The following is a 25,616-nucleotide window of genomic DNA, read 5'->3' on the forward strand; positions in this document are numbered from 1 at the left end:
ACAGAACGCAATCTGGCGGGCCCCTCCAGCCCGTTGTCGCCCCTCTCCACGAGCAGGAGTTTTCCATGACCGCTTCCAAGCAAGACAACCTCATCGACTGGCTGCGCGATGCCCATGCCATGGAGGAACAGGCCGAGAAGATGCTCTCCGCCCAGTCCGCCCGGCTGGAGCACTATCCGCAACTGCGCCAGCGCATCGAGCAGCACATCAGGGAAACCCAGGAGCAGCGCCAGATCATCGAAGGCTGCCTGAGCCGTCACGGCAGCAGCGCCTCGACCCTCAAGGACATGGGTGGCAAGTTGATGGCCCTGGGCCAGACCCTTGGCGGCGCGCCCATGAGCGATGAGGTCATCAAGGGCGCCATCGCCGGCTATGTCTTCGAAAACATCGAAATCGCCACCTACACCACGCTGATCGCCGCCGCTGCCGAGATCGGCGACACCGAAACGCAGCAGGCCTGCGAACGCATCCTCGAACAGGAGAAGGCCATGGCGGCCTGGTTGCTGGAGGACCTGCCCGCCACCACCCGTGCCTTCCTGGAACGCTCCGCGGACCCCGATCTGACCGCGAAGCGCTGAACCGCCCGAGCTTTACCGTGACTAGCCCCTGGAGGTTACATGTTCGTCCATAACAAACGACTGCAATACACCGTGCGCGTGTCCGAACCCAATCCCGGTCTCGCCAACCTAATGCTGGAGCAATTCGGCGGTCCCCAAGGCGAACTCGCCGCCGCCATGCGTTACTTCACCCAGGCGATAGCCGAGCTCGACCCGGGCCGCAAGGACATGCTGTTCGACATCGCCACCGAAGAACTCAGCCACCTGGAAATCATCGGCTCGATGATCGCCATGCTGAACAAGGGCGCCAAGGGCGACCTAGCGGAAAAGACCCAGGAAGAAGCGGACATGTACCGCTCGCTGACGGGCGCGGGGAATGACTCCCACCTCACCCAGATCCTCTATGGCGGTGGCCCGGCGTTGACCAATTCGGCAGGAGTGCCTTGGACCGCGGCCTACATCGATACCATCGGTGAACCGACCATCGACCTCCGCTCCAACATCGCCGCCGAAGCCCGGGCCAAGATCGTCTACGAGCGCCTGATCAACGTCACCGACGATGCCGGCATCAAGGACACCCTGAGCTTCCTGATGACCCGCGAGATCGCTCACCAGAAGTCCTTCGAGAACGCGTTGCATTCCATCCAGCCCAACTTCCCCCAGGGCAAGATGCCGCCGCGCCCCGAATTCGCCAGCGTCTACTACAACATGTCGCAAGGCGAAGGTGACCTGCGCGGGCCCTGGAATCAGGGTCAGGATTGGGAGTTCGTGGAACAGCCCGGCCCCGCCGTGGACGGTGGCGACGGTCTTGCCAGCGTCAAGCTGCCACCGATGCAGGCCAAGGCGATCGAACAGCTCGCGACCCGTACGATGTCGGATCCGAACGCGGCGCCGGTAACGGCTGCCGATCTGGGCGCCGGCCTGGCCAAGCAGCTCGACAAGAACCGTCTGGAAGAGTGATGTTCGGGTGACGACGTCCACTGGACGTCGCCACCCTCTCCACGGCGTGACGACCTTTCGTCGGCCAGCTCATCCTGCTCTCGCCCTTGCCAGAACCTGGCCAATTGCCATCGGTCCTACTGCCGTCATCGTAGTAGGGAAATCCCTGATGGAAGATTATCTCCTGGCGTTCGCCATGGTCGCTCTGACCGCCCTGTTCATAGGCCTCACTACCGTCGGTCTGGTGGAATTCATCTGATGGCGCTTTGCCGCCTTTCGCGCTGAACATTCATCCGGCGGCGCAGTCTGCCGCTGTGCATTGATGCCACCACGTTGTACCGACGTAGTCAGGGACGCCACCATGAAACGCCATCTTTACGCCTTAGCCCTCGTTGCCACCGCAGTCTGCAGCGCACCCGCCTTCGCCATGGATCAGAATGCCCTGCAATTCGAGCAGGCCAGCATGATTGCCTTCAAGAGCTGCGCGAACAAGGCGGTGATCGCCGGAACCCGCATTGGCGACACCGCGCGCTTCTCCGATACCGACACCTGCGTCGTCCAGGCGCTGTCGCAGATCGAACCGGCCTATCAGCGGGCCCTTACCTCGCTGCAGAACAACGGCACCGCCCGCCGCTGTCTGCAGACCTACTACAGCAATTGGCTGACGCTGATGAAATCCCTGCCGGAGCTGCAGTCCAAGCCGCCGTCCTCGGTGCTGCTGACCGCCAACGGCGGCGAGCGCCGGCTCAACCAGTACTGGCAGTTCGTGGTCAGCGCCCGCTGATCACGCACCGGCATCCCGTGGGGAGCCCGGCTCCCCTGTTCATATTTCAGCCGATGGCGACATGCCCCGGTTGCGCTGCCACGCGGGCCAGCCAGGCCTGGATCGCCGGATAGTCGTCCAGGCGGAAGCCGCCTTCATGGGCGACGTGGGTATAGGCATAGAGCGCGATGTCGGCGATCGAGTACTGCTCCCCGACCAGGAAGGGCGTGCGTTGCAGCTGCTGCTCCATCACCCGCAGCGCCTTGTAGCCACGTACCTGGCAGACCTCGTACTCCTCCAGGCGCTCGGCCGGCAGCCCCTGGTAGAGCCGGATGAAACGCGCCACCGCCACATAGGGCTCGTGACTGTATTGCTCGAAGAACTGCCACTGCAGCACCTGGGTCCGCAGGCGCGGCTCGCTGGGCAGGAAGCGCGTGCCGTCGGCGAGGAAGTTGAGGATGGCGTTCGACTCCCATAGGCAGGTGCCGTCCTCCAGCTCCAGCACCGGAATCTTGCCGTTGGGATTCTTCGCCAGGAAGGCTTCGCTCTGGGTCTCGCCGGCGAGGATATCGACCTCGTGCCAGCGATACTCCACGCCGAGCAGGTGCAGCATCAGCACCACCTTGTAGCAGTTGCCGGAACGACGATCGCCATAGACCTGATACATCTCACAGCTCCTTGTAATGGGGGGTGGCTTTCCGGATCACGCTGGCCAGGCGCGCGAGGCCCGTGTCCAGCCGTTCGGGCAGCACGTGACTGAAATTGAGCCGCAGCAGACCGTGGTGACGCTCCGGCTCGGCGAAGAACGGCTCGCCCGGCATGAAGGCGACATCCTGTGCCAGCGCGGCGTCCAGCAGCGTACGGGTATCCAGGGGCGTTTTCAGCCGCAACCAGAAGAACAGACCGCCCTGTGGGATCTGCCAGTCGGCGATATCGCCGAAATGCCGCGTCAGCGCCAGGGCGAAGCCATCGCGGCGCTCACGGTAGAAGGCCCGTACCTCATCCAGGTGCTGGGCGTAGCGGTCGCTGCCCAGCCATCGCAGCACCTGCCACTGGCTCATGCGGCAGGTATGCAGATCGGCGGCCTGCTTGAGTGCCCGCAGGGGCTTGAGCAATTCGGGCGAGGCGATCAGGTAGCCCACGCGCAGGCCGGGCATCAATGTCTTGGACAGGCTGCCGGTGTGGACCCAGGTGCTGCGCCGGAGCTGGCCGCATATCGGTCGCGCCGGCGCGCCGTCATAGCTGAGTTCACGATAGGGCTCGTCCTCGACCAGGGTCACGCCGTACTCGTCCAGCAGGGCTGCCACCGCTGCACGGTTGGCCGCGGAATAGCGCACGCCGGAAGGATTCTGGAAGGTGGGGATCAGATAGGCGAAAGCCGGGCGCTGCCCTTCCAGGCGCAGGCGCAAGGCCTCCAGATCCAGCCCCTCAGCGGTCAGGCTGACCTCCAGGCACTCGGCGCCAAAGAACTGGAAGCTCTGCAGCGCAGCCAGATAGGTGGGGCCTTCCACCAGCACCGGGCTGCCGACGTCGAGATAAAGCTTGGCGATCAGATCCAGGGCCTGCTGCGATCCGGTGGTCACCAGCACCTGGTCCGCCGTGCAGTCCAGACCATAGCCGCGTGCCTGGGCGGCGATGGCCTCGCGCAGTGCCGGCTCGCCCTCGCTCATGCCGTACTGACCCAGGCCGACCGGCATCCGGCTCCAGTCCACCGCCGGCAGGCAGCGCTCGGCGGGCAGGCCGCCGGCGAAGGACATCACTTCCGGGCGCTGCGCAGCGGCCAGGATGTCGCGGATCAGGCTGCTCTTGAGTCGGCTTACCCGTTCGGAAAATGCCATCTGCCCTCCTGTGGCCCATGGCCGGCTAATGAGTCAAACTACTTGACCGACCCTAATGCACTCCGGAAAGACAAGTCAATATGCTTGACCTAAATCAGACCACCCAGCAGCGCCTGGTCATGGAGACCTTCTTCTTCGGCTACCAGGCGTTCACCGCCAAGGCCGACGACATGCTCGCGCGCCGCGGCCTGAGCCGGGTCCACCAGCGCATCCTGTTCTTCATCGCCCGCGAACCGGGACTGAGCAACAAGGCCCTGCTGGAAGTGCTCAACGTCAGCAAGCAGGCGCTGAACATTCCGCTGCGGCAGTTGCTGGAGATGCAACTGGTGGCCATGGCGACGGACGCGACGGACAAGCGCAAGCGACGGCTGTCGCTGACCCGCGGCGGCGCCGCGCTGGAGCAGACCCTGAGACGCGAGCAGATGCGCCTGGTGCAAGCCGCGCTGGTGGCGGCTGGAGCGGACGCCGCCGAAGGCTGGCTGGCCTTCAACCAGGCACTGGCCGGTCGCCATGAGGCCGAAGGCAGCCAGGACAGTTCGCAACCCTCGGTCGACTCCTGAAAACTGTACCGTTGGTTCGCGGCCTCGGTGTATGGATACCGCCTCGAGAGGCCTGGCTAAGCTGGCGCAAAGCCCAGGGATGCCCTCATGACCGTCGAACTGCTCTCCGCCTTCATGCTCTTCGCCTTCGTCTCCTCCGCCACGCCCGGCCCCAACAACATGATGCTGCTGGCGTCAGGGGTCAATTTCGGCTTTCGGCGGACCCTGCCGCACATGTTCGGCATCAGCCTGGGCCACATGCTGCTGGTCATCTGCACCGGTCTCGGCCTGGGTCAACTGTTCGTCCTCTATCCGCCTCTGCAGATCGCCTTGCGGGTCCTCGGCGGTGGCTATCTGCTGTATCTGGCCTGGAAGCTGGCCACCGCCGCTGCCCCCACGCCGCGGCAGTCGGGCAGCGGCAAGCCCTTCGGCTTCTTCCAGGCGGCGGCCTTCCAATGGGTGAACCCCAAGGCCTGGGTCATGGCCATCGGCGCGGTCACCGCCTATATTCCGGCCGAGAACTTCACCGCCAACCTGCTGCTGGTCGCCCTGCTCTTCGCCCTGATCAACCTACCCAGCGTCAGCCTCTGGACCCTGTTCGGCATGGGCCTGCGCCGTCTGCTCAGCAGCCCGGCACGGCTGCGGCTGTTCAACTGGAGCATGGCCCTGCTGCTGGTGCTGTCCCTCTACCCCATCCTGTTCGGCCATCACTGAGGTTTTTCGATGCACGCGGCTCCGCAACGCTTTACCCCGCTGGTCGACACCTCGCCCGCCGCCGTGGTCGCCGGCTTCGTCGCCATGCTGGTGGGCTACACCAGCTCCCTGGTGCTGATGTTCCAGGCGGGCCAGAATGCCGGCCTGAGCACCGGGCAGATCTCCTCCTGGATCTGGGCGCTGTCCATCGGCATGGCGCTGACCACCATCGGCCTGTCGCTGAGGTACCGCACCCCCATCGTCATCGCCTGGTCGACCCCGGGCGCCGCCCTGCTGGTCACCAGCCTGCCGTCGGTGCCCTACAGCGACGCCATCGGCGCCTTCGTCATCTGCGCCGTGCTGCTCGCCCTCTGCGGGCTCACCGGCAGCGTCGACCGTCTGCTGCGCCGGGTACCGCCGGCGCTGGCGGCCGCCCTGCTGGCCGGCATCCTCTTCCGCATCGGTATCGAGATCTGCGCCGCGGCCCAGCACCAGACCGCGCTGGTCCTGGGCATGGCCCTGGTCTATCTGGTGGCCAAGCGACTGTGGCCGCGCTATTGCGTGCTGGTCGCCCTGGTGGTCGGCCTGCTGCTGGCCGCAGGGTTGGGCCTGCTGGATTTCCACGCACTGCGGCTGGAGTTGGCGGTGCCGGTGTGGACCACCCCGACCTTTTCGCTGGCGGCCACCATCGGTATCGCCATCCCGCTGTTCGTGGTGGCCATGGCCTCCCAGAACATGCCTGGCATCGCCGTGCTGCGTACCGATGGCTACGCGGTTCCGGCCTCGCCGCTGATCGCTACCACCGGCCTCGCCTCGCTCCTGCTGGCGCCCTTCGGCTCCCATGGCATCAACCTAGCGGCCATCAGCGCGGCGATCTGCACCGGCCCCCAGGCCCATGAAGATGCCAGCAAGCGCTATACGGCGGCCGTCTGGTGCGGACTCTTCTACGGTATCGCCGGGCTGTTCGGCGCCACCCTGGCGGCGCTGTTCGCCTCCCTGCCGAGCGAGCTGGTGATCTCGGTGGCCGCCCTAGCGCTGCTCGGCTCCATCATGAACGGCCTGCACGGCGCCCTCGCCGAACCCAGCCAGCGCGAGCCGGCGCTCATCACCTTCCTGGTCACGGCCTCGGGCCTGACCCTGGCCGGGATCGGCGCGGCCTTCTGGGGCCTGGTCGCCGGCCTTTTGGCCAGTTTGCTACTCACCGCACGCCGCTGTTAGAACCCTCGCCCCCCTGACGGGTCGGAACTGGATCCTTCACGTCAGGAGAACACCATGTCCCGTACCAATCGCCAATTCCTGCTCGCCAAGCGTCCGTCCGGCGAACCCACCGCCGACACCTTCGAGCGCGTCGAGCAGCCGATCGGCGAACCCGGCGCCGGTCAGGTGCTGATCAAGAATCTCTTCCTTTCCCTCGACCCGGCCATGCGCGGCTGGATGAACGAGGGCAAGTCCTATATCAAGCCCATCGGCCTCGGCGAAGTCATTCGCGCCCTGGGCGTGGGTGAGGTGGTGGCGTCCAACCACCCGGACTTCAAGGTAGGCGACACGATCAACGGCATGCTCGGCATCCAGGACTACTATCTGGGCGAGCCCCAGGGCTTCTACAAGGTGGATCCCAGCAAGGCCAGCCTGCCCCAGTATCTTTCCGTGCTCGGCATGACCGGCCTGACCGCCTACTTCGGCCTGCTGGAAGTCGGCGAGCCCAAGGCCGGCCAGACCCTCGTGGTCTCCGGCGCTGCCGGCGCGGTCGGCAGCATGGTCGGCCAGATCGGCAAGCTCAAGGCCTGCCATGTGGTGGGCATCGCCGGTGGCGCGGAAAAATGCCGTTATCTGATCGAGGAACTGGGGTTCGACGCCGCCATCGACTACAAGGCGGAACCGGACCTCGCGGCCGCCCTGCACCGTGAGTGCCCCAACGGTATCGACGTCTATTTCGACAACGTCGGCGGCCCGACCCTGGACGCGGTCCTGGCGCAGATCAACTTCCGCGCGCGGGTAGTGCTCTGCGGCGCCATCAGCCAGTACAACAGCGACAAGGTGCAGGGGCCGCAAAACTACCTGGCGCTGCTCAGCAATCGCGCGCGCATGGAAGGCTTCATCGTGCTCGACCACGCCGCTCGCTACGCCGAGGCACAAAAGCAGCTGGCGATCTGGCTGGCCGACGGCCAGCTCAAATCCCGGGAGCACGTGGTGGAAGGCCTGGACACCTTTCCCGAGACCTTGATGAAGCTGTTCTCCGGCGAGAACTTCGGCAAGCTGGTGCTCAAGGTCTAAACCGCGCGTCGGAAAGTCGTCACCAGCGGGCTGCAATCGCGGCCCGCCTGGGCCTCAAGCGTCAAGTTACAGACGGCCAATCGCCATCATTCTGCCAAGTCATTGATTTAAATGATACTTTAAGACTGGCACGCTTCTCGCTGTAGAGGGACTATCCGCCAAGGAGAACAGGCATGGTCCCGCCCTCGTCCAACACCATCAACCTCGATCGCGCTCGCCAGCAGCGTAACGCCACTCTGGCTGCCTCCGCCCGCGAAAGCGACCCCGCGGTGCTGGGCGCCCTGCGCCAGCGCTTGCTCGGCGTGCTGCAGACATCGCTGGATCTCGAACGGGTCCTGCAACTCTTCCGGCAGGAGGTGGATACGCTGGTGGACCTGCCCGGCCTCGCCTACCGCAATGCTGCGGAAGACGTCGCCATCGGCCTGGGCGAAGAACAGGGTCATCAGGTGCACTATCACCTGAGCCAGGGGGATCTCCGCCTGGGTGATCTGACCTTCCACCGTCTGGAGCGCTTCCAAGAGAGCGAACTCGGTGCGCTGGAATACCTGCTCGGCAGTCTGTTGTTTCCCCTGCGCAATGCCCTGCTCTATCGCGAGGCCCAGAACAATGCCCTGCGCGATGCCCTGACCGGTGTCGGCAATCGCAGCGCCCTGGATCGCGCCCTGGTGCGGGAGCTGGAACTGGCCCGCCGGACCCAGCAGCCGCTGTCGCTGCTGATGGTGGATCTGGACCATTTCAAGCGCATCAACGACCGCTTCGGCCACAGCGTCGGCGACGACGTGCTGCGCCAGACCGCCCGCACCCTCGACAACAGCCTGAGAAGCATGGACATGGTCTTTCGCTTTGGCGGCGAGGAATTCTGTGTGCTGCTGTCGGCCACCGGCCACGAAGCGGCGCATATCGTCGCGGAACGCCTGAGAGCGGCGGTAGAGGCCCAGTCGGAGACGGCGGGTGCCATCCCGTTGCCGGTCACCCTGAGCCTAGGCCTGGCGACCCTGCGCGACGTGGAATCCCCGCGCTGCCTGCTGCTGCGCGCGGATCGGGCCCTCTATCAGGCCAAGGCCGACGGCCGCAATCGACTCTGCAGCCTGGCCTGAGGCTCGCCTGGGACCGGGCGACCTCTCTGCTTAGCGACGACCGCCCTTACCGGTACCGCCGCCACTCGGACCACGACGCGGGGCGATGCCCGGCGAGGTACGGCCCTTGCTGACCGGCTTGCGGCCCATTTCGCTGGGACGCTCGGCCACGGCCGATCCCTGGGTCTTGCCAGTCTTGCTCGCCTTGGTCACCTTGTTGCGCGAACCCCGACCGGCATCGATCGGCCGCGCGGTCTTGCGCTGCTGGCGCTCGAGCTTTTCCTTGGTCTTGCCGCCCATGGACGGCAGGGCGACCGGCGGCAGGCCGACTTCACCGGCGAGGATGTCGATCTCCGCCTGGTTCATCTCGCGCCAGCGCCCAACGGGCAGGTCGCTGGTCATGAACACCGGACCGAAACGTACGCGCTTCAACCGGCTCACCACCAGGCCCTGGGACTCCCACAGCCGCCGGACTTCGCGGTTGCGGCCTTCCATCACCACGCAATGGAACCAGTGGTTGAAGCCGTCGCCTTCCGGCGCCTGCTGGATGTCGGTGAAGCGGGCCGGGCCGTCTTCGAGGATCACCCCGTTCTTCAGGCGCAGCAGCATCTCCTCGGTGACCTCGCCGCGTACCCGTACCGCATATTCGCGGTCCATCTGGTAGGACGGGTGCATCAACCGGTTGGCCAGTTCGCCATCGGTGGTGAACAGCAGCAGGCCGGTGGTGTTGATGTCCAGGCGACCGACATTGATCCAGCGACCCTGCTTGGGCTTGGGCAGGCGATCGAAGACGGTGGGTCGGCCTTCGGGATCGTCACGGGTGCAGATCTCGCCCTCGGGCTTGTTGTAGATCAGCACGCGACGTACCACTTCCTCGGCCTGGTCACGCTTGAGCAGACGTCCGTCCACCGCGATGGCGTCCTTGGGCATGACGCGCAGCCCCAGGGGGGCGACCACGCCATTGACCTTGATACGGCCTTCGCCGATCCAGGCTTCGACGTCGCGACGCGAGCCGACGCCCAGGCGCGACAGCACCTTCTGCAGCTTTTCGCCAGCCGGCGCGGGGACGGTTTCGTCGAGGGATTCGTTTGGGGGATTCTTGTCGAGGGTCATCAGGCACCTCCCGGTGTAGTGGACGACAAAGGTGCCGCGGAACGGGCACCAGGAAAAAGACAGGGGCGCATGATAGCGTCCCTGCTTGCGCCAGCCTAGCTCGCCTGGCGGGTGACGGATGGCCGCAGGCTCAGTCCAGCGTGGCCAGGGCTTCGCGGCAGAGCTGCTCGACGCGCGTCCAGTCCTTGGCCTTCACCACGTCGCCGGGCAGCATCCAGCTACCGCCGACGCACAGCAGGTTGGCCTGCTGGAAGTAGTTCTTCACATTGCCCGGATTGACGCCACCGGTGGGGCAGAACTTAAGTTCGGCGAAGGGCCCGGCGAAGGCCTTGAGCGCCTCCACGCCGCCGTAGACGTTGGCGGGAAACAGCTTGAAGCGGCGATAACCCAGGCGGTAGGCCTGCATGATCTCCGAGGGTGTTGCGATGCCGGGCAGCAGCGGAATGGGCGCCGATACCCCGGCCTGGAGGATTTCCTCGGTGGTGCCCGGGGTGACGATGAACTGGGCACCGGCCTCGACCGCGGCGTCGAACATCCGCACGTCCAGCACGGTGCCCACGCCGACATCCAGCTGCGGACGTTCCTGGCGCAGCAGGCGCACCGCGTCCAGCCCGTGGGCCGATCTCAGGGTGATCTCCAGGGCGGTGAGCCCCCCCGCGGCCATGGCGTCGGCGAAGGGCAGCACGTCGGCCGGATCGTTGATCACGATCACCGGCAGGATCCGCGCGCGGGCGCACAGGGCATCTAGGGTCGCGATCTTGTTCTGCATGTCCAAAACTCAACTCCTCGTCAGGGGCACCAATAGACGACCAGGGGTTCGCGCAGGAACGCCTTGATCGGAGTGGCCAGCTCGTCGCCCTCGGCCAGAGCGGTTTCCAGTACCTGTCGCTTGCCCGCGCCCTGGATGGCGAGGATCTGCTGCCGCGCGCGACTCAGGTAGGCGCGGCTCAGGGTGATGCGGGTCTGGGGCGCGGACGGTGCCACACCGGGAAAGCTCAGGCGCTCGCTGGCCGGATTCAGGGCCTCTTCCAGGCCGGGACTGCCGGGGAACAGCGAGGCGGTGTGGGCGTCGTCGCCCATGCCCAGCACCAGCACATCGGGGGTCGCCAGGGTGTCGCGCAGCCGGGCCTCGGTCTGGGTCATGCCCTCTTCCGTGGAGGTGGCCGGGCTGTAGAGATCGACGAAACCTGCGGCGGCAGCGGGTCCCTGGAACAGGTGCTGGCGCAACAGACCGGCATTGCTGTCCGGATGGTCACCGGGGACCCAGCGCTCGTCCGCCACGGTCACCAGCACCTTCGACCAGTCCAGCTCGGCCTGCGCCAGGCGCTCCAGGAAAGGCACCGGACTGCGGCCACCGGAAACGATCAGCAGCGCTTCGCCGCGGGCCGCCAGGGCCTCGCGCAGTGACGCGGTGACCGTCTCGGCCAACGCCGTGGCATGGGCCTCGCGGTCGGGCAATTCGCGCAGGGTCACGCCCTGCCCTAGGTCAGACGTCGCCATACCAGGATCTCCCGTCTCGTGCGATCAGTGCGATGGAGGTCAGCGGACCCCAGCTGCCGGCGGCATAGGACTTGGGCGAGTCGCCCATCTTCGACCAGCCATCCATCAGCTGATCGCACCATTTCCAGGCCGCTTCGATCTCGTCCTTGCGGACGAACAGCGACTGGTTGCCCTGCATGACTTCCAGCAGCAGTCGCTCGTAGGCATCCGGGGTACGCAGATGTTTGAAGGTCTCGGAGAAATTGAGCTGCAACGGACCGCTGCGCAGTTGCATGCCCTTGCGCAGGCCCTGGTCCTTGCTCATCACCTGCAGCGAAATGCCTTCGTCCGGCTGGATGCGGATGATCAGCCGGTTGCTGATCAGGCTGCGCTGCTCGGGGGCGAAGATGTAGTGCGGCGGTTCCTTGAAGTGGATGACAATCTGCGACAGCTTCTGCGGCATGCGCTTGCCGGTCCGCAGATAGAAAGGCACGCCCGACCAGCGCCAATTGCGGATGTCCGCGCGAATGGCGACGAAGGTCTCGGTGCGGCTTTCGGTATTGGAATTGGGCTCTTCCAGATAACCCGGTACCGGCTTGCCGTCGCTGTAGCCTGAGGTGTACTGGCCGAGGACCACGCGGCTGGCCAGCTGGTCGGCGGTGATGGGCTCCAGCGCCTTGAGCACCTTGACCTTCTCGTCACGGATACTGTCGGCCGAAAGATCCGCCGGCGGGTCCATGGCGGTCAGGCAGAGCAGCTGCAGCAGGTGGTTCTGCACCATGTCGCGCAGCTGGCCGGCCTGGTCGAAATAGCCCCAGCGACCCTCGATACCGACCTTCTCGGCCACGGTGATTTCCACGTGGGAGATGTAGTTCTGGTTCCACTGGGTCTCGAACAGGCTGTTGGCGAAGCGCAGGGCGATGAGGTTCTGCACGGTCTCCTTGCCCAGGTAATGGTCGATGCGATAGACGCGGTCTTCGGGGAAGAAGCGCGCCACGGCGTCGTTGACCACCTTGGAGGATTCCAGGTCGTAGCCGATGGGCTTTTCCATCACCACCCGGGTGCGCTCGCACAGACCGACGGCGGCGAGGTTCTCGCAGATGGCACTGTAGACCAGCGCCGGGGTGGCGAAGTAGGCGATCAGCGGCGAGGTCTCGCCCACATCCTCGGCAAGTCCCGTATAGTCTTCGCGATTGCGAAAATCGATGGCGCGATAGCCCAGGCGGCCGCGCATCCGGGTCCATACCGCTTCGTCCCAATCGGCCTTGGGCACATAGTGGCGCAGGCGCTCCTCGATGTGCTCCAGCTGCCTGACCCCATCGCCCTGGTCACGCGCCAGCGCCATGATGCGGGTATCCTCGTGCAGCAGACCTTCCCGGTCCAGCTGATAAAGGGCAGGGAAAAGTTTGCGCAGAGCCAGGTCGCCCAACGCGCCGAAGATTGCCAGGGTACAGGGTAGAACTCGGACGCCAGCCATAAATATTCGTTCTTTTACTTAAAGTTTGAGATATTCCAGCGCCATCATAGGGGAGCCGGGGCGATTCGCGTAGTCTTTATATTAAAAAATACGGCGCAGGGGTAAGCCCGGCCCACACCTTTTATAGCCTTAGGATAGAGGCACAACAACCACTAGGAGTTCTCATGGATCGTGCCAGCACCCTGCTGCAAACCATCCAGAACCGCATCGGCGAACTCAACCGCGCGGAACGCAAGGTCGCCGAGGTCATCCTGCAGAATCCCCGGCAGGCCACGCGCTACACCATCGCGGCCCTGGCCCAGGCGGCCCAGGCCAGCGAGCCCACCGTCAATCGCTTCTGCCGTTCGCTGGGCGTGAGCGGCTACCCGGAGATGAAGATCCAGCTGGCGCAGAGCATCGCCAGCGGCGCGGTCTACGTCAGCCAGGCGGTGGAAGCCAACGACGAATCCGAGGCCTACGCGGAAAAGATCTTCAGCAGCACCATCGCCTCGCTGGACAGCGCCCGCCAGCGACTGGACGCCCGCACCGTGGATCGCGCGGTCGACCTGATGATCCAGGCGCGGCAGATCCACTTCTTTGGCCTGGGCGCCTCGGCACCCGTGGCCCTGGACGCCCAGCACAAGTTCTTCCGTTTCAACATGGCGGTCTCGGCCCATTCGGACGTGCTGATGCAGCGGATGCTCGCGTCCATCGCCAGGACCGGCGACCTGTTCGTGATCATCTCCTACACCGGCCGCACCCGGGAACTGGTGGACGTGGCCAAGCTGGCGCGGGACAACGGCGCCTCGGTGCTCGGCCTCACCGCCAGCAATACCCCGCTGGCCAAGGTCTGCACCCACAGCCTGGACATCCCGTTGCCGGAAGACACCGACATCTACATGCCCATGACCTCGCGGATCATCCAGCTCACCGTGCTGGACATCCTGGCCACCGGGGTCACGCTCAAGCGCGGCGTGGATTTCCAGCCGCACCTGCGCAAGGTCAAGGAAAGCCTGGTCGCCACCCGCTATCCCTCGGAGCCCGACCAAGGCTAGGCGCCCTCACTGTGCAAAACCTGCTTAGGATCTCGCGAGCTAGAGCCAGACAAGGCGAAAGCGCCTGAGGAAGCGGAGTTTACCTATAGTAAATGAGCATTCCGAAGGCGCTTCCAACGCGGTTTGGCCGACGCGCAGCAGATCGTAAGTAGGTTTTTAGATGTCGTCGCGGTGGCTGAACAGGTCCCAGGTCGACATGAACAGCGCGGCGATCAGCGGGCCGATGACGAAGCCGTTGAGGCCGAACAACGACATGCCGCCGATGGTGGAGATCAGTACCACGTAGTCCGGCATCTTGGTGTCCTTGCCGACCAGGATGGGGCGCAGCAGGTTGTCCACCAGGCCGATCACCACCACGGCGAAGACGATCAGGATCACGCCCTTGATCACCGCGCCGGTGGCCAGGAAGTAGATGGCCACCGGCACCCAGATCAGCGCCGAACCCACGGCGGGCAGCAACGACAGGAAGGCCATCAGGGTGCCCCAGAGCACCGCGCCCTGGACGCCCAGCACGCCGAGGATGAAGCCGCCCAGGGCGCCCTGCACCACGGCGACGATGATGTTGCCCTTGACCGTGGCGCGCACCACGGCGGTGAACTTGGCCATCAGGCTGCGCTTGTGCATGTCGCTCAGCGGAATGGCCTTGCGGATCAGGGCCACCAGCTGCGAACCGTCGCGCAGCAGGAAGAACAGCAGATAGAGCATCACGCCGAAGCCGATCAGGAACTGGAAGGTCCCCTGACCGAAGCTGAAGGCCTGGGTGGCCACGAACTGGCTGCCCTGCATGGCGCCTTCGGATAGCTTCTGGCGAATGCCCTCCAGGTCGCCGGCACCAAAACGCTCCAGCACGCTACGTACCGAGTCCGGCAAGGCGCCCCAGACCTGCTGATAGTACTGGCCGAAATTGAGCTGGCCGCTGCTGATCTGCTGGTACAGCAGCGCCCCTTCCTGCACCAGGGAGATGGCGATGAAGACCACTGGCAGGATGACGATAAGCAGGATCACGAACAGGGTGCACAGCGCACCGAGGTTGCGTCTGTTGTTGAAGCGCCGGACGAACCAGCGCTGCAGCGGGGCGAACAGGATGGCGAGGATGGCGCCCCAGAACACCGCCCCCAGGAAGGGCGTGAGGATCCAGACGAAGGCCAGCGAGACCACCACCAGCAGGATCAGGAACGTCTTGTTTTCCAGCCGAGCACTTTTCATTGGCTTTCGCGATTCCGAACAAGGATGACAGGCCTTGCTTAGAGCCTCGGAAGCCGTGGGGTTCCCATGAGCACCCCCAACTCGACCCGAAGAGGCGCGCCGGCGTGACCGGCGCGCCCGGGATCATACGCGAAACTGACGGACCAGGCCGTTCAGGCGCTCGCCCAGGCCGACCATGCCGGCGGTGTTGCGTGCACCTTGCTGGGCACCCTGGGCCATGCTGTCGACGGCATTGGCGATGGTGTGGACGCTACGATTGACCTCTTCCGCCACCGCCGTCTGCTCCTCGGCGGCACTGGCGATCTGGGCGTTCATGGCGTTGATGGTAGCGATCAGCTCGCTGATGGCGGCCAGGGCGGTACCGGCCTGCTCGGCCTGGGCCGTGGTGGCCTCGCCCATGCCGCCCGAGCGTTCCATGGCCCCGACCGCGCGGCCGGTGGCCTGTTGCAGGCGATCGATCATGCCCTGGATTTCCTGGGTGCTCAGCTGCGTCCGGCTGGCCAGGGCCCGTACCTCGTCGGCGACCACGGCGAAACCGCGACCGGCCTCGCCCGCCCGGGCCGCTTCGATGGCGGCATTGAGCGCCAGCAGATTGGTCTGTTCGGCGATGGCGCGAATCACATCGAGCACGCCGACGATGGCGCCCACGTCCTGCTTGAGACCATCCAGGGACACGCTGCTCTGGCGTACCTCCTCGACCAGTTCGTGAATGCGCGCCACGCTGGTGGCGACCGTCTCGCGGGCCAGCCGCCCTTTCTCCTCGGTCTGACGGGTGGCTTCGGAGGCCTGCAGGGCACTGCTCGCCACTTCCTGGGCCGCCGCGGACATCTGGTTGATGGCGGTGGCCACCTGGTCGGTTTCGCTGCGCTGGCGCTGCATGTCGCGATCGGTGCGCTGGGCCTGTTGGGCGACATCGTCGAGCAGACCGGTGAACTGGTGGGTGATGTCGACGACCTGGGCGATGGTGCCCTGGATGCGATCGACGAAGCGATTGAAGGCGGCGGCGAGCTCACCGATCTCGTCGCGTCCGTTGACCGGCAGGCGGCGGGTCAGATCGCCCTCCCCGGCCGCGATGTCGTCGAGATTCTCCCGGATCTGCGCCAGAGGCCTGAGGGTGCGGGCGGCAAACAGCTGCGCGGCGATGCCGATCACCACCAACAGCACGCCGGCCACACCGAAGATCAGCCAGAGCTGGTCCTGGGTGCGTTTGGCGACCTGCTGGGCCACGGCAGCGACCTCGGCCTCCACGCCATCCAAGTTCACCGCCGAGCCGATCACCAGATCCCATTTGGGCAGGTAGTCGGTGTAGGCGAGCTTGGGCACCAGCACGTCCTTGTTGCCGGGCAGCGACGAGCTGTAGCGGCTGAAATGCGAGCCGTCCTTGCCGACCCGGACCAGTTCCTGGTTGAGGTAGAGGCCACTGGGATCGCGGTTGTCCTTGAAGCTCTTGCCGATCCCGGCCGGATCGTTGCCCTTGAACAGGCGGACCACGTTGGAATCGTAGCCGAAGATATAGCCGTCCTTGCCGTAGCTGATGGCGGACAGCAGGCCGATAGCCTCCTTGCGCGCCTCGGTATCGCCCGCGGCGGCCTTGTCGTACAGCGGCTTGACCACGGTCATGGCGGCTTCCACGGTGTTCTGCAGGGCGCTGCGACTCTGGACCATCAGCCGCTCGCGAGCGTCGGCGACGTCCCTTACGGCCTGGTCGTGCAAGACCCAATAGGACAGTCCACCCAGCACCAGGGTGAACAGGCAGACGGGCAGGACGGCCAGTAAGGTGACTTTGAATTTGAGGCTCACGAAGTTCTCCTTGGTCACAAGAGCTTGTGCAGTTATCGGCGCCCTGCCCGATAACTTGACCAGGGAGTCACTTGAGTGACGGGGTGCGCGCTGGCAACGGCAGCCGGATGACCACTGCCAGCCCACCCAGCCCGGAGGCCTCGAGAACGAGGGTTCCGCCGCAGCTGTCGACGATGTCCTTGGCGATCCCCAGCCCCAGGCCGTGACCGCTAACCGCTTCATCCAGCCGGGCACCCCGATCGAGGATCGTCTCGCGCTGGGCTTCCGGCACGCCGGGCCCGTCGTCCTCGACCCGGATCAGATAGCCCTCTGCACCCTGCGCCACCGCCAGCCGGACCTGCTGATCCGCCCATTTGCCGGCGTTGTCCAGCAGGGTGCCGAACAGTTCCAGCAGGTCTTCCCGGTCCCAGGGCAGCCGCAGATCCGCGGGTAGCCGGCACTCGAACTGCAGGTGCTCGCCATGCAGCCGATTGAGCAGCGTGCAGAGTTCGCGAAGCTCGGCGCCGTCCAGGTGCGCGCCCGGCAGGGCCTCGCCGGCCAGCCGGGCACGCCGCAATTCCCGCTCCAGGCGCTGGCGGATACGGCCCAGTTGTTCGCGCAACAGTTCGCGCTGTTCGGGCAGCGCCTGCAGTTCGGGACGCTCGGCCAGGCTGGTCAGCACCGCCAGCGGGGTCTTGAGCGCATGGCCCAGATTGCCGATGCCATGCCGCGCGCGCTTGAGGCCGTCTTCGGTGTGGCGCAGCAGGGCATTCATTTCTCCCACCAGCGGTTCGAGTTCGGTGGGCACGCTGGCGTCCAGCGTCGAACGGCGCCCCTGATGCAGCTGGGCGATCTGCTCGCGCACCTGCTCCAGCGGGCGCAGCGCCCGGCGCACGATCAGCCGTTGCAGCAGCAGGACCAGCAGCAAGGTCGCCAGCCCCAGCAGGCCACCGAACGCGAGGATGCGCGTCAGATTAGTCAGCAGGGGGTTGTAGTCGTCGGCGACCGTTACCTGCACCGCCTGGCCATAGCGCTGGTAATCGGCGCGGTAGGCGAGCAGTCGCTGGCCACTGGGGCCGTCCGCCAGGGTCTCGCTCAGGCCGGTGCCGGGTGGCGCTTCCAGTTGTGCGTCCCACAGCGAGCGCGAGCGCCAGCGGATGCCCAGCGCCGGGATCTCGATGAGAAAGTAGCGGCCGGACAGCGGCCGGGTATAGAGACTGCCCAGCCGGCCCTCATCCAGTTGCAGGCCGTGGGGGCCGCGCACCAGGGCGGCGAGCAGGTTTTCCGTCTCGCCGCGCAAACCGGTTTCCAGATAACGGCGCAAGGCATGGTCCACCAGCCAGGCTCCCCCCAAGACCAGCACCAGACCGGCCACCAGCAAAATGGCCACCAGCCCGACCCTGAGCCGGGCCTGGATGGAATTCAATCGACACCGCCCAGGCGATAGCCCTGGCCGCGCCGCGTCTCGATGACCGCGCGCCCCAGCTTGCGCCGCAGATGATTGACGTGGACCTCGATGACATTGGAGTCGCGCTCGCTCTCGCCGTCGTAGAGATGGTCGTTGAGCCGCGTCTTCGACAGGATCTGCCCGGGATGCAGCAGGAAGCAGCGCAACAGGCGAGATTCCGCCGCGCTCAGGGCGATGGTTTCATTGCCACGCACCACGCATTGGCGCGCCTCGTCGAGCGCGAGTCCGGCGGCCTGCAGCAGCGGCTGGTTGGCCACGCCGCGCACCCGCCGCAGCAAGGCGGCGATGCGCAGGCCCAGTTCTTCGGGATGAAAGGGTTTGGTGAGGTAGTCATCGGCCCCGGCCTTGAGGCCGTCGATGCGCTCCGCCCAGCTGTCGCGGGCGGTCAGGATCAGTACCGGCGTCGCCAGCGCCTTTGCGCGCCACTCCCCGAGCACCTCCAGTCCGGGCCGGCCGGGCAGACCCAGGTCGAGAACGATGAGGTCATAGGGCTCCTGGGCGCCCTGCCAGGCGGCGTCGCGGCCATCGGCCAGCCAGTCGATGGCGTAGCCCTGCCGGGCGAGGAAGGCCGTGATCTCGTCGGCCAGGGCCACATCGTCTTCCACCAGCAACAGGCGCATCTAGTCGTCCACCTCGTCCTTCATGATGGCGCCGTCCATCGCGCCGATTTCCAGTTCGCGGACGACATCGCCGACGAGGATCTCGATCTCGTAGCGATACTGGCCGTCCTCCTCTTCCAGCTCGGCTTCCAGCAGCCGCGCCTGGGGATAGCGTTCGTTGACCCGTTGCAGCAGGCTCTCCAATGGCCGGATCACGCCTTCCTTGCGCAGCTTGAGCGCCTCGTCCTGATCCAGGTCGCGGGCCTGGATCGGCGAGGAGACGCTACCGAGCAGGAGCAGCCCGGCGAGGGCGACGGTCAGTCGTCGCGCTGATCTTTCAGGACTTCGCCGGTGGTGGCGTCGAGTTCCAGATCCCATTTCACACCTTTGGGGTCACGCAGTTCCAGTTGATAGATATAGCGACCATATTCTTCTTCCAATTCGGTCTCGTGGGTCGTCGAGCCCGGGTGCTTGGCGATGGCGGCCTGGTTGAGCACCTCGAAGCTCTTGATCTTGCCGCTGTCACGCAGCTTGAGGGCTTCGTCGGGGCCGAGATCGCGGGCCTGGGCGACGCCTACACCGGTAAGCAGGAGGGCGGCGGTCGCGAGGGCGGTAAGCTTTTTCATGGTGATTCTCTCTGGTTGCTGTTCGATCTGGGTCCAGAGTAGCGATCCGCCATTAATCGAAACTTAAACGCAGATTAAGCCAGGCTTAATCGGATCGGGCCACGCCAGGGCGCTTCGGCATCCAGGGCTTCGCCCTTTTGCGTGACCCGCAGCCGACCCTCGCGAGCCAGTTCCCGCGCCGTATCGCGCAGGGGTTCCATCAACGGCCGCCAATTCGTGGCCAGGTCACGCGCCACCTCCGACGGACAGAAGGTCGTCCCTGGACGGCGCGCCTGTGCCTTGGCCAGCAAGGCTTCACGCAATTGTGCGTCGGTCGGCTTGAGCGCTGTCATGAGAACCGGGTCCCGTCTCCTGGAGTCCACCGTTTCGACCATGAAATTGTCGGTGCAGTCATGACCTCTCGCTCGAAAGTCTCGAAAGTAATGCAACGCCTCGCCCAGACCGACCTGCCCATCCCCGCCGATGAGCGTGACGACACCGGTACCGCCCTCTGCACGCCCTTGCCACCCGACCTCAACTATGTCGACGACAGCCAGGCGGGCCTGAGCCGACGCAAGCTGCGCGGCAAATGGGCCTATTTCACCGCTGACGGCGAACGCATCCGCGATCAGGCGGAAGTCGAGCGCATCAACAAGCTGGCCATCCCGCCAGCCTATACCGATGTCTGGATCTGCCCCAATGCCAATGGTCATCTGCAGGCCACCGGACGCGACGCCCGCGGCCGCAAGCAGTATCGCTACCACCCGCGTTGGCGCGAGATCCGCGATACCGACAAGTACGAGCGGATGCTGGCGTTCGGGCAGGCCCTGCCCAAGCTGCGGCAGCGGGTGGAAGAGGATCTTGCCCGACGCGGCCTGTGTCGGGAAAAGGTCATGGCCACGGTCATCAGCCTGCTCGACGCGACCCTGATCCGGGTTGGCAACGCCCAGTACGCCAAGAGCAACAAGTCCTATGGCCTCACCACCCTGCGCAACCGACATGCCGAGGTGCATGGCAACACCATCGCCTTCCACTTCCGCGGCAAGAGCGGGGTGGAGCACGACATCAAGGTCAGTGATCCACGCCTGGCGCGCACCGTGAAGAAATGCCTGGAGTTGCCCGGCCAGCACCTCTTCCAGTACGTGGACGGCGAGGGCGCCCGCCATACCGTGACCTCTTCCGACGTGAACGCCTACCTGCACGAACTCACCGGCGCCGACTTCACTGCCAAGGACTACCGCACCTGGGCGGGCAGCGCCCTCGCCCTGGAAGCCCTGCGCGAATTGCGCTGCGAGACCCAGACCGACGCCAAGAAGGAACTGGTGGACATGGTCAAGGCGGTATCCCGCACCCTGGGCAATACCCCGGCGGTCTGCCGCAAGTGCTACATCCACCCCGGGGTGCTGGATGCCTTCCTGGCCGGTGACCTCTGCACCCTGCCCAAGCCGCGCAAGCGCAAGGGGCTCAAGGAGGAAGAGGTGCTGCTGCTCAACTTCCTGCAGCGGCTGGAACAGCGGATGGCGGAGACCCAGGCCGCCTGACAAGGCGCGGCTACCCTGCCCCTCGCGCGGGGCGGGGAGCATCCTGCAATAGACGCCGGCCCTGCTCGCCTATCGTGAGTCGTCCAAGACAGGCTGATGGCGCCGCCATGAATGTTATGTTATAACTTTAACAGGTTATTCAAGGCTCAGTCATGGCATCCCCCCGCGCTTCCCTCCTGCTCCTTTCCGTGCCCGTTCGGCTGTCGCTCGCCGCCATCCCGCTGGTCGCGCTTTGGCTGGCCGTGCTCTGGGCGGTCGCCCTGCCATGAGCGCCGCCATCGAACTGCAGGACCTGACCCTGGCCTATCAGCGGCATCCGGCCATCCATCATCTCAGTGGTTGCTTTCGGACCGGCAGTCTGACCGCCATCGTCGGCCCCAATGGGGCGGGCAAGTCCACCCTGCTCAAGGCCATCGCCGGCACCCTGCGACCGGTCAGTGGCCGGGTGGACCGCGCCGTGCCCCAGCGCCGGCTGGGCTATCTGCCGCAGGCCGCGGAGATCGATCGCAGCTTTCCCTTGAGCGTGCTGGAGACCGTGATACTGGGCGCCTGGCGCGGCTTGGGCGTCTGGCGCGGGGTCACCGCTGCCCATCGCGAGGAAGCCTCCCGGGCGCTGCAGGCGGTAGGTCTCGAAGGCCTCGAGGATCGCCTGGTCGGCGCCCTGTCCTCCGGGCAATTCCAGCGGGTGCTGTTCGCCCGGCTGCTGTTGCAGGATGCACCGGTGCTCCTGCTGGACGAGCCCTTCACCGCCATCGATGCCCGCACCACCGCGGACCTGTTGACCATCGTCCGCCGCTGGCACGGCCAGGGCCGCACGGTGATCGCCGTGCTGCACGACCTGGAGCAGGTTCGCCAGCACTTCCCCGAGACCCTGCTGCTGGCCCGGGAAGCCATCGCCTGGGGCGCCACCGATCAGGTGCTGGTCAGCGAGCATCTGGCCCGCGCGCGCAATCTCGCCGAACACTGGGACGCCAACGCGGCGGTCTGTGAGCGCGCATGACCCTCTATCAACTCCTGTTCGAACCCTTCGTCGAATTCGGCTTCATGCGCCGCGCCCTGGTGGCCTGCCTGGCCCTGGCGCTGGGCGCCGGGCCGGTCGGCGTCCTGCTGATGCTCAGGCGCATGAGTCTGGTGGGCGATGCCATGAGTCACGCCGTGCTGCCCGGCGCTGCCCTGGGCTTCATGGTCGCCGGCCTTTCGCTGCCGGCCATGGGCATCGGCGGAATGCTTGCCGGACTGCTCGTGGCCGGACTCGCCGGCCTGGTCAGCCGCTTCACCAGCCAGCGTGAGGATGCCAGCTTCGCCAGCTTCTACCTGATGTCCCTGGCCGCCGGGGTGCTGATCGTGTCGCTGCACGGCTCTAGCGTGGATCTGCTGCATGTGCTGTTCGGCACCATCCTGGCCATCGACGCCACGGCGCTCTACCTGGTCGCCGGCATCGCCACCCTGTCGCTGGTGGTGCTGGCAGTGATCTACCGGCCGCTGGCGCTGGAGTGCTTCGATCCGGGTTTCCTGCGCGCCGTAGGCGGGCGCGGCTCGCTCTATCACCTGCTGTTCCTGCTGCTGGTGGTGCTCAACCTGGTGGCCGGCTTCCAGGCGCTGGGCACCCTGATGGCGGTGGGCCTGATGATGCTGCCGGCCACCGCAGCGCGGTTCTGGGCCAACAGCCTGCCCGGACTGATGGCGGTGGCCAGCCTGATCGCCAGCCTCAGCGGCCTGATCGGCCTGGTGCTGTCCTACCACCTGGGCTGCGCCTCGGGCCCGGCCATCGTCCTGACCGCGGGCGGCGGCTACCTCTTCTCCCTGCTGTTCGGTCGCCTGGGTCTCTACCGGCGGCTGCGGCCCCGCCCCCACCTCACCCACTGAAAGGAGTCACCATGAAATCCCTGTTCTCCCTGGGCGCTGCCCTGCTGCTCGCCGCTACCGGCCAGGCCCAGGCCGCTCCGGTCAAGGCCGTCGCCACCTTTACCGTGATCGCCGACGTGGTCAAACAGGTCGGTGGCGATCAGGTGCAGGTTTCCTCCCTGGTCGGTCCCAACGGTGATCCCCATGCCTACGAACCGACGCCCACGGATGCCCAGGCGCTGAAACAGGCCGATGTGGTGTTCATGAGCGGCCTGCACCTGGAGGGCTGGATGGATCGCCTGATCAAGGCCTCCGGCCAGGCGCGCCCGCCGGTGGTGCTCAGCGAAGGGATCAAGACCCGCGAAATGGCGGAAGACGAGGATGAACACGGCCAGGCTGACCATGATCACGACCATGGCGGTATCGATCCCCATGTCTGGAACAACCCCCTCAACGTGGTCATCTACACCCGCAACGTGGTGAAGGCGCTGTCCGCGGTCGAGCCGGCGCAGGCTGCCACCTTCAAGGCCAACGGTGATCGCTACATCGCCGAACTGGAAGCCCTGGATCGCTATGCCCGCGAACAGATCGGTCAGGTCCCCGAGGCGAAGCGCAAGGTGCTGACCTCCCACGACGCCTTTGGCTACTTCGCCGACGCCTATGGCGTGACCTTCATTTCGCCGCTGGGGCTGTCGACCGAGGCCGAGGCCTCCGCCCAGGACGTCGCCAAGCTGATCCGCCAGATCAAGCAGGAGCATGTTGCCACCTACTTCTTCGAGAACTCCAACGATCCGCGCCTGGTGCAGCAGATCGCCAAGGCGAGCGGCGCCCAGCCGGGCGGCGAGCTGTACGTCGAGGCCCTGTCGCCGGCAGACGGCCCGGCTGCGACCTATGCGGCCATGTTCCGCTACAATGTGGATACCCTGGTCAAGGCCATGAAGGGCGGGCACTGAGGTTCGAGGTCCTCTGGTAGGTTGGCGCTGAGCGCAGCGAAGCCCAACGGCGTGAGGGTCGAACGTCGCCATGTTGCGCTTCGACGAGGGAGCCGTCTCAACCCAACCTACGACGCGGAGACTGGGTGGCTAGACCACCGGCACCTCTTCCAGGTGCCGGTATGCCGCGCCCAGGCGCCGGGCGAGTTCCCGGGCTCGCCGCAGGCGCAGCGGCCCCAATTCGATATCCAGCACCTGGACAGGACAGTCCGGCACGGCCAGCTCTTCCAGGTCGCGCAGACGTCCATCCGTGACCAGTAGCAGCTGGCATTCCTCGCCAGGGTGCTGCCGGCGACGCCTTCTCAGCCATGCCTGAGCTTCCGCCAGGCCCGCCAGCAAAGGCGTTCCGCCTCCCGCTCCCAGCTGCTCCAGCCAGGCCTGCAATGCCCGACCGCTGCGCTGGCCCTGGAAAGACCATTCGGGTCGCTCTCCCGCCGTCTGCAGGACCGCGACCCTGACCCGCTGGCGATAGGCCTGCTCGAACCAGTCGGCCAGCAGGCCCTTGGCCTGGGCCAGGGCGCCGTGGCGGCGAGTGGACGCGGAGTGATCGACGATCACCAGCCAGAGTTGGGCCGGGCGCTGCCGACGCGGTTGCCGCAAGAGCTCATCAACGCGACGTGGACGCCCCCGGAGCAGCGTCGGCACCCAGGCGACGGGACCTGCCGAGCCCGGCGAACGGGCGCCTTGACGCCCTCCCAGGGCCTTGCCCGTTCCGCTTCGGGCATCGCGATCCGGGACATGAGGTGATCGGATGCCTAGGGCTTTTTTCCCCCGCCCAAGCGGCGTCTGGGTCCCGTTGCGGTGGGCTCTGGCGCCAGGGCGCCCCAGCTATCGCCCTCACCTTCCGCGGGCTCGGCATCACCTTGCCGCTGTTGATCACCAGGATCCTGCTCCGAAGTATCAGCAGCCGAACTGTCTTCTAGGGGTGGTATTAATGCGGAAGCGTCCGCTAACTCGCGGCGCCGATGGCGCAGGGCGAATTCAGCCACGGCGGCGATATCGGTGTTTTCGATCGCCCGAGCGCCGCGCCAGGCAGCATGGGCGCGAGCCGCGCGCAACCAGACCAGATCGGCACGCAGGCCGTCGACCCCGGCCTGGTGGCAGCCCGCGGTGATGGCTTCCAGGGCGGCATCGTCCAGCGGGATGTCCGCCAGCCGCGCCCGGGCCTCGCCGCAGCGCTCACGCAGCTCTGCCTGGGCTGGCTCCCACTGGGCATTGAAGGCTAGCGGATCGCTATCGAAGGCCAGACGCCGGCGCAAGATCTCGGCCCGTTCCCGGGGAGCCGGCCGGCTGTTCAATGCCAGGGCGAAGCCAAAGCGATCCAGCAACTGCGGGCGCAACTCGCCCTCCTCCGGATTCATGGTGCCCACCAGCAGGAAACGGGCAGCGTGCTCATGGGAGAGGCCATCGCGTTCCACCCGGTTGACGCCGCTGGCGGCCACGTCCAGCAGCAGGTCGACCAGGTGATCCGGCAGCAGATTGACCTCGTCGACATAGAGCACGCCACCATCCGCCGCCGCCAGGACACCTGGCGCGAAGCGCGCCCGGCCCTCGCCCAGCGCAGCGTCCAGATCCAGGGTGCCGACGATGCGCTCCTCGCTGGCGCCCAGCGGCAAGGTGATGAAAGGACCGCCACCGAGCAGATCGGCCAGACCGCGAGCCAGCGTCGACTTGGCCATGCCGCGCGGTCCCTCGATCAACACCCCGCCGATGCGGGGATCTATGGCATTGAGGCACAGCGCCAGCTTCAGGGACTCGGCGCCGACCACGGCGGCCAGGGGAAAGACGGGAGCGGTCAT

28 protein-coding genes and 1 pseudogene are annotated in these 25,616 nt (G+C 66.0%); 13 read left to right on the forward strand and 16 right to left on the reverse strand.

Annotated features, from left to right (window positions below; translation table 11 throughout):
- The first annotated feature begins 65 nt into the window (after positions 1-65).
- The 3 genes from RCF34_RS01490 (at position 66) to RCF34_RS01500 (ending at position 2,280) form a co-directional block, all read left to right on the forward strand.
- Positions 66-578: a ferritin-like domain-containing protein gene (locus RCF34_RS01490; protein ID WP_308706568.1), complete on the forward strand. Its 513-nt coding sequence runs from the start codon at positions 66-68 to the stop codon at positions 576-578.
- Positions 579-617: 39 nt separating this feature from the next.
- A complete protein-coding gene (locus RCF34_RS01495) occupies positions 618-1,517 on the forward strand; it encodes a manganese catalase family protein (protein WP_308706569.1) in 900 nt (299 codons plus the stop codon).
- A 340-nt stretch (positions 1,518-1,857) separates the two neighbouring features.
- Positions 1,858-2,280 (forward strand): hypothetical protein, encoded by a 423-nt coding sequence (locus RCF34_RS01500; RefSeq protein WP_308706570.1) that lies wholly within the window; start codon positions 1,858-1,860, stop codon positions 2,278-2,280.
- A gap of 46 nt (positions 2,281-2,326) precedes the next feature.
- Here RCF34_RS01500 and RCF34_RS01505 read toward each other — a convergent pair whose 3' ends face one another.
- Together RCF34_RS01505 and RCF34_RS01510 are read right to left on the reverse strand one after the other, a co-directional pair.
- Positions 2,327-2,926 carry a glutathione S-transferase family protein gene (locus RCF34_RS01505; protein WP_308706571.1) on the reverse strand — a complete coding sequence of 200 codons (600 nt, stop codon included), beginning with the start codon at positions 2,924-2,926 and terminating at the stop codon, positions 2,327-2,329.
- Position 2,927: 1 nt separating this feature from the next.
- Positions 2,928-4,097: a PLP-dependent aminotransferase family protein gene (locus tag RCF34_RS01510; protein ID WP_308706572.1), complete on the reverse strand. Its 1,170-nt coding sequence runs from the start codon at positions 4,095-4,097 to the stop codon at positions 2,928-2,930.
- An 80-nt stretch (positions 4,098-4,177) separates the two neighbouring features.
- On the opposite strand from RCF34_RS01510, the gene RCF34_RS01515 reads away from it, so the two are divergent.
- From RCF34_RS01515 to RCF34_RS01535, 5 genes are all read left to right on the forward strand, one after another.
- Positions 4,178-4,657 (forward strand): MarR family transcriptional regulator, encoded by a 480-nt coding sequence (locus RCF34_RS01515; protein ID WP_308706573.1) that lies wholly within the window; start codon positions 4,178-4,180, stop codon positions 4,655-4,657.
- Positions 4,658-4,744: 87 nt separating this feature from the next.
- Positions 4,745-5,350 carry a LysE family translocator gene (locus RCF34_RS01520; protein WP_308706574.1) on the forward strand — a complete coding sequence of 202 codons (606 nt, stop codon included), beginning with the start codon at positions 4,745-4,747 and terminating at the stop codon, positions 5,348-5,350.
- A gap of 9 nt (positions 5,351-5,359) precedes the next feature.
- Positions 5,360-6,547, forward strand: a complete 1,188-nt coding sequence (locus tag RCF34_RS01525; RefSeq protein WP_308706575.1) for a benzoate/H(+) symporter BenE family transporter — start codon at positions 5,360-5,362, stop codon at positions 6,545-6,547.
- A 54-nt stretch (positions 6,548-6,601) separates the two neighbouring features.
- On the forward strand, positions 6,602-7,603 hold the full coding sequence (locus tag RCF34_RS01530) for an NADP-dependent oxidoreductase (RefSeq protein WP_308706576.1): 1,002 nt from the start codon (positions 6,602-6,604) through the stop codon (positions 7,601-7,603).
- 173 nt (positions 7,604-7,776) lie between these two features.
- Positions 7,777-8,700, forward strand: a complete 924-nt coding sequence (locus RCF34_RS01535; protein WP_308706577.1) for a GGDEF domain-containing protein — start codon at positions 7,777-7,779, stop codon at positions 8,698-8,700.
- Between the two features lie 30 nt (positions 8,701-8,730).
- On the opposite strand, the gene rluB is transcribed toward RCF34_RS01535, so the two are convergent.
- The 4 genes from rluB to zwf all read right to left on the reverse strand — a co-directional run bounded on the left by rluB (position 8,731) and on the right by zwf (position 12,748).
- Entirely contained in the window at positions 8,731-9,792 is a 1,062-nt protein-coding gene (rluB, locus tag RCF34_RS01540; protein WP_308706579.1) for a 23S rRNA pseudouridine(2605) synthase RluB, read from the reverse strand.
- Between the two features lie 130 nt (positions 9,793-9,922).
- Positions 9,923-10,561: a bifunctional 4-hydroxy-2-oxoglutarate aldolase/2-dehydro-3-deoxy-phosphogluconate aldolase gene (locus RCF34_RS01545; protein ID WP_308706580.1), complete on the reverse strand. Its 639-nt coding sequence runs from the start codon at positions 10,559-10,561 to the stop codon at positions 9,923-9,925.
- Between the two features lie 20 nt (positions 10,562-10,581).
- Positions 10,582-11,292, reverse strand: coding sequence for a 6-phosphogluconolactonase (gene pgl, locus RCF34_RS01550; protein ID WP_308706581.1), 711 nt, complete (start codon positions 11,290-11,292; stop codon positions 10,582-10,584).
- Positions 11,279-12,748, reverse strand: a complete 1,470-nt coding sequence (zwf, locus tag RCF34_RS01555) for a glucose-6-phosphate dehydrogenase (protein WP_308706582.1) — start codon at positions 12,746-12,748, stop codon at positions 11,279-11,281. The genes pgl and zwf overlap by 14 nt, the downstream gene beginning before the upstream one ends.
- Positions 12,749-12,912: 164 nt before the next feature.
- On the opposite strand from zwf, the gene hexR reads away from it, so the two are divergent.
- Positions 12,913-13,782, forward strand: a complete 870-nt coding sequence (gene hexR / locus RCF34_RS01560; RefSeq protein WP_308706583.1) for a transcriptional regulator HexR — start codon at positions 12,913-12,915, stop codon at positions 13,780-13,782.
- Between the two features lie 156 nt (positions 13,783-13,938).
- Here the strand turns inward: hexR and RCF34_RS01565 are convergent, their stop codons facing one another.
- The 8 genes and pseudogenes from RCF34_RS01565 to RCF34_RS01595 all read right to left on the reverse strand — a co-directional run bounded on the left by RCF34_RS01565 (position 13,939) and on the right by RCF34_RS01595 (position 19,792).
- Positions 13,939-14,988 (reverse strand): AI-2E family transporter, encoded by a 1,050-nt coding sequence (locus tag RCF34_RS01565; RefSeq protein ID WP_308706585.1) that lies wholly within the window; start codon positions 14,986-14,988, stop codon positions 13,939-13,941.
- A gap of 123 nt (positions 14,989-15,111) precedes the next feature.
- Entirely contained in the window at positions 15,112-15,867 is a 756-nt protein-coding gene (locus tag RCF34_RS22890; protein WP_374941154.1) for a methyl-accepting chemotaxis protein, read from the reverse strand.
- Positions 15,868-15,969: 102 nt separating this feature from the next.
- Positions 15,970-16,914: pseudogene (locus tag RCF34_RS22895) on the reverse strand (cache domain-containing protein); the annotation flags it as partial.
- Positions 16,856-18,193 (reverse strand): sensor histidine kinase, encoded by a 1,338-nt coding sequence (locus RCF34_RS01575; protein WP_308706588.1) that lies wholly within the window; start codon positions 18,191-18,193, stop codon positions 16,856-16,858. The pseudogene RCF34_RS22895 and the gene RCF34_RS01575, both read right to left, overlap by 59 nt.
- Complete coding sequence (locus RCF34_RS01580) at positions 18,190-18,855, reverse strand: response regulator transcription factor (protein ID WP_308706589.1); 666 nt, start codon at positions 18,853-18,855, stop codon at positions 18,190-18,192. Before RCF34_RS01580 ends, RCF34_RS01575 begins: the two co-directional genes overlap by 4 nt.
- Positions 18,856-19,212, reverse strand: a complete 357-nt coding sequence (locus RCF34_RS01585) for a PepSY domain-containing protein (protein ID WP_308706590.1) — start codon at positions 19,210-19,212, stop codon at positions 18,856-18,858. It abuts the gene before it with no gap.
- Positions 19,152-19,460, reverse strand: coding sequence for a PepSY domain-containing protein (locus RCF34_RS01590; RefSeq protein WP_115945580.1), 309 nt, complete (start codon positions 19,458-19,460; stop codon positions 19,152-19,154). Before RCF34_RS01590 ends, RCF34_RS01585 begins: the two co-directional genes overlap by 61 nt.
- Before the next feature lie 74 nt (positions 19,461-19,534).
- Complete coding sequence (locus tag RCF34_RS01595) at positions 19,535-19,792, reverse strand: DUF3253 domain-containing protein (protein ID WP_308706591.1); 258 nt, start codon at positions 19,790-19,792, stop codon at positions 19,535-19,537.
- Between the two features lie 90 nt (positions 19,793-19,882).
- Between RCF34_RS01595 and RCF34_RS01600 the strand changes: the two genes are divergently transcribed.
- The 4 genes from RCF34_RS01600 (at position 19,883) to RCF34_RS01615 (ending at position 23,778) form a co-directional block, all read left to right on the forward strand.
- Positions 19,883-20,980, forward strand: a complete 1,098-nt coding sequence (locus RCF34_RS01600; protein ID WP_308706592.1) for a DNA topoisomerase IB — start codon at positions 19,883-19,885, stop codon at positions 20,978-20,980.
- Positions 20,981-21,245: 265 nt separating this feature from the next.
- Positions 21,246-21,980, forward strand: a complete 735-nt coding sequence (gene aztA, locus RCF34_RS01605) for a zinc ABC transporter ATP-binding protein AztA (protein WP_308706593.1) — start codon at positions 21,246-21,248, stop codon at positions 21,978-21,980.
- Positions 21,977-22,846, forward strand: a complete 870-nt coding sequence (locus RCF34_RS01610) for a metal ABC transporter permease (protein ID WP_308706594.1) — start codon at positions 21,977-21,979, stop codon at positions 22,844-22,846. The genes aztA and RCF34_RS01610 overlap by 4 nt, the downstream gene beginning before the upstream one ends.
- Positions 22,847-22,857: 11 nt before the next feature.
- The gene (locus RCF34_RS01615) at positions 22,858-23,778 is read left to right on the forward strand and encodes a metal ABC transporter substrate-binding protein (protein WP_308706595.1); all 921 of its coding nucleotides are present in this window, start codon (positions 22,858-22,860) and stop codon (positions 23,776-23,778) included.
- A 129-nt stretch (positions 23,779-23,907) separates the two neighbouring features.
- On the opposite strand, the gene RCF34_RS01620 is transcribed toward RCF34_RS01615, so the two are convergent.
- Both RCF34_RS01620 and RCF34_RS01625 read right to left on the reverse strand, forming a co-directional pair.
- Positions 23,908-24,516 (reverse strand): VWA domain-containing protein, encoded by a 609-nt coding sequence (locus tag RCF34_RS01620; RefSeq protein WP_308707504.1) that lies wholly within the window; start codon positions 24,514-24,516, stop codon positions 23,908-23,910.
- A gap of 56 nt (positions 24,517-24,572) precedes the next feature.
- Positions 24,573-25,616 carry an AAA family ATPase gene (locus RCF34_RS01625; protein ID WP_308706596.1) on the reverse strand — a complete coding sequence of 348 codons (1,044 nt, stop codon included), beginning with the start codon at positions 25,614-25,616 and terminating at the stop codon, positions 24,573-24,575.

The organism is Pseudomonas sp. 102515 (genome assembly GCF_031085165.1).
GTDB lineage: Bacteria > Pseudomonadota > Gammaproteobacteria > Pseudomonadales > Pseudomonadaceae > Chryseomonas.

Excerpts from the sequence above, each read along its gene's own strand:
- zwf (WP_308706582.1), bottom strand. The coding sequence starts at position 12,748 with ATGGCTGGCGTCCGAGTTCTACCCTGTACCCTGGCAATCTTCGGCGCG.
- RCF34_RS01535 (WP_308706577.1), top strand. The coding sequence starts at position 7,777 with ATGGTCCCGCCCTCGTCCAACACCATCAACCTCGATCGCGCTCGCCAG.
- RCF34_RS01495 (WP_308706569.1), top strand. The coding sequence starts at position 618 with ATGTTCGTCCATAACAAACGACTGCAATACACCGTGCGCGTGTCCGAA.
- RCF34_RS01500 (WP_308706570.1), top strand. The coding sequence starts at position 1,858 with ATGAAACGCCATCTTTACGCCTTAGCCCTCGTTGCCACCGCAGTCTGC.
- RCF34_RS01625 (WP_308706596.1), bottom strand. The coding sequence starts at position 25,616 with ATGACCGCTCCCGTCTTTCCCCTGGCCGCCGTGGTCGGCGCCGAGTCC.
- RCF34_RS01600 (WP_308706592.1), top strand. The coding sequence starts at position 19,883 with ATGCAACGCCTCGCCCAGACCGACCTGCCCATCCCCGCCGATGAGCGT.
- aztA (WP_308706593.1), top strand. The coding sequence starts at position 21,246 with ATGAGCGCCGCCATCGAACTGCAGGACCTGACCCTGGCCTATCAGCGG.
- RCF34_RS01580 (WP_308706589.1), bottom strand. The coding sequence starts at position 18,855 with ATGCGCCTGTTGCTGGTGGAAGACGATGTGGCCCTGGCCGACGAGATC.
- RCF34_RS01565 (WP_308706585.1), bottom strand. The coding sequence starts at position 14,988 with ATGAAAAGTGCTCGGCTGGAAAACAAGACGTTCCTGATCCTGCTGGTG.
- RCF34_RS01530 (WP_308706576.1), top strand. The coding sequence starts at position 6,602 with ATGTCCCGTACCAATCGCCAATTCCTGCTCGCCAAGCGTCCGTCCGGC.
- pgl (WP_308706581.1), bottom strand. The coding sequence starts at position 11,292 with ATGGCGACGTCTGACCTAGGGCAGGGCGTGACCCTGCGCGAATTGCCC.
- RCF34_RS01520 (WP_308706574.1), top strand. The coding sequence starts at position 4,745 with ATGACCGTCGAACTGCTCTCCGCCTTCATGCTCTTCGCCTTCGTCTCC.
- hexR (WP_308706583.1), top strand. The coding sequence starts at position 12,913 with ATGGATCGTGCCAGCACCCTGCTGCAAACCATCCAGAACCGCATCGGC.
- rluB (WP_308706579.1), bottom strand. The coding sequence starts at position 9,792 with ATGACCCTCGACAAGAATCCCCCAAACGAATCCCTCGACGAAACCGTC.
- RCF34_RS01545 (WP_308706580.1), bottom strand. The coding sequence starts at position 10,561 with ATGCAGAACAAGATCGCGACCCTAGATGCCCTGTGCGCCCGCGCGCGG.
- RCF34_RS01595 (WP_308706591.1), bottom strand. The coding sequence starts at position 19,792 with ATGACAGCGCTCAAGCCGACCGACGCACAATTGCGTGAAGCCTTGCTG.
- RCF34_RS01585 (WP_308706590.1), bottom strand. The coding sequence starts at position 19,212 with ATGGGATCTGGAACTCGACGCCACCACCGGCGAAGTCCTGAAAGATCA.
- RCF34_RS01615 (WP_308706595.1), top strand. The coding sequence starts at position 22,858 with ATGAAATCCCTGTTCTCCCTGGGCGCTGCCCTGCTGCTCGCCGCTACC.
- RCF34_RS01490 (WP_308706568.1), top strand. The coding sequence starts at position 66 with ATGACCGCTTCCAAGCAAGACAACCTCATCGACTGGCTGCGCGATGCC.
- RCF34_RS01505 (WP_308706571.1), bottom strand. The coding sequence starts at position 2,926 with ATGTATCAGGTCTATGGCGATCGTCGTTCCGGCAACTGCTACAAGGTG.
- RCF34_RS01610 (WP_308706594.1), top strand. The coding sequence starts at position 21,977 with ATGACCCTCTATCAACTCCTGTTCGAACCCTTCGTCGAATTCGGCTTC.
- RCF34_RS01525 (WP_308706575.1), top strand. The coding sequence starts at position 5,360 with ATGCACGCGGCTCCGCAACGCTTTACCCCGCTGGTCGACACCTCGCCC.
- RCF34_RS01590 (WP_115945580.1), bottom strand. The coding sequence starts at position 19,460 with ATGAAAAAGCTTACCGCCCTCGCGACCGCCGCCCTCCTGCTTACCGGT.
- RCF34_RS22890 (WP_374941154.1), bottom strand. The coding sequence starts at position 15,867 with ATGCAGCGCCAGCGCAGCGAAACCGACCAGGTGGCCACCGCCATCAAC.
- RCF34_RS01510 (WP_308706572.1), bottom strand. The coding sequence starts at position 4,097 with ATGGCATTTTCCGAACGGGTAAGCCGACTCAAGAGCAGCCTGATCCGC.
- RCF34_RS01515 (WP_308706573.1), top strand. The coding sequence starts at position 4,178 with ATGCTTGACCTAAATCAGACCACCCAGCAGCGCCTGGTCATGGAGACC.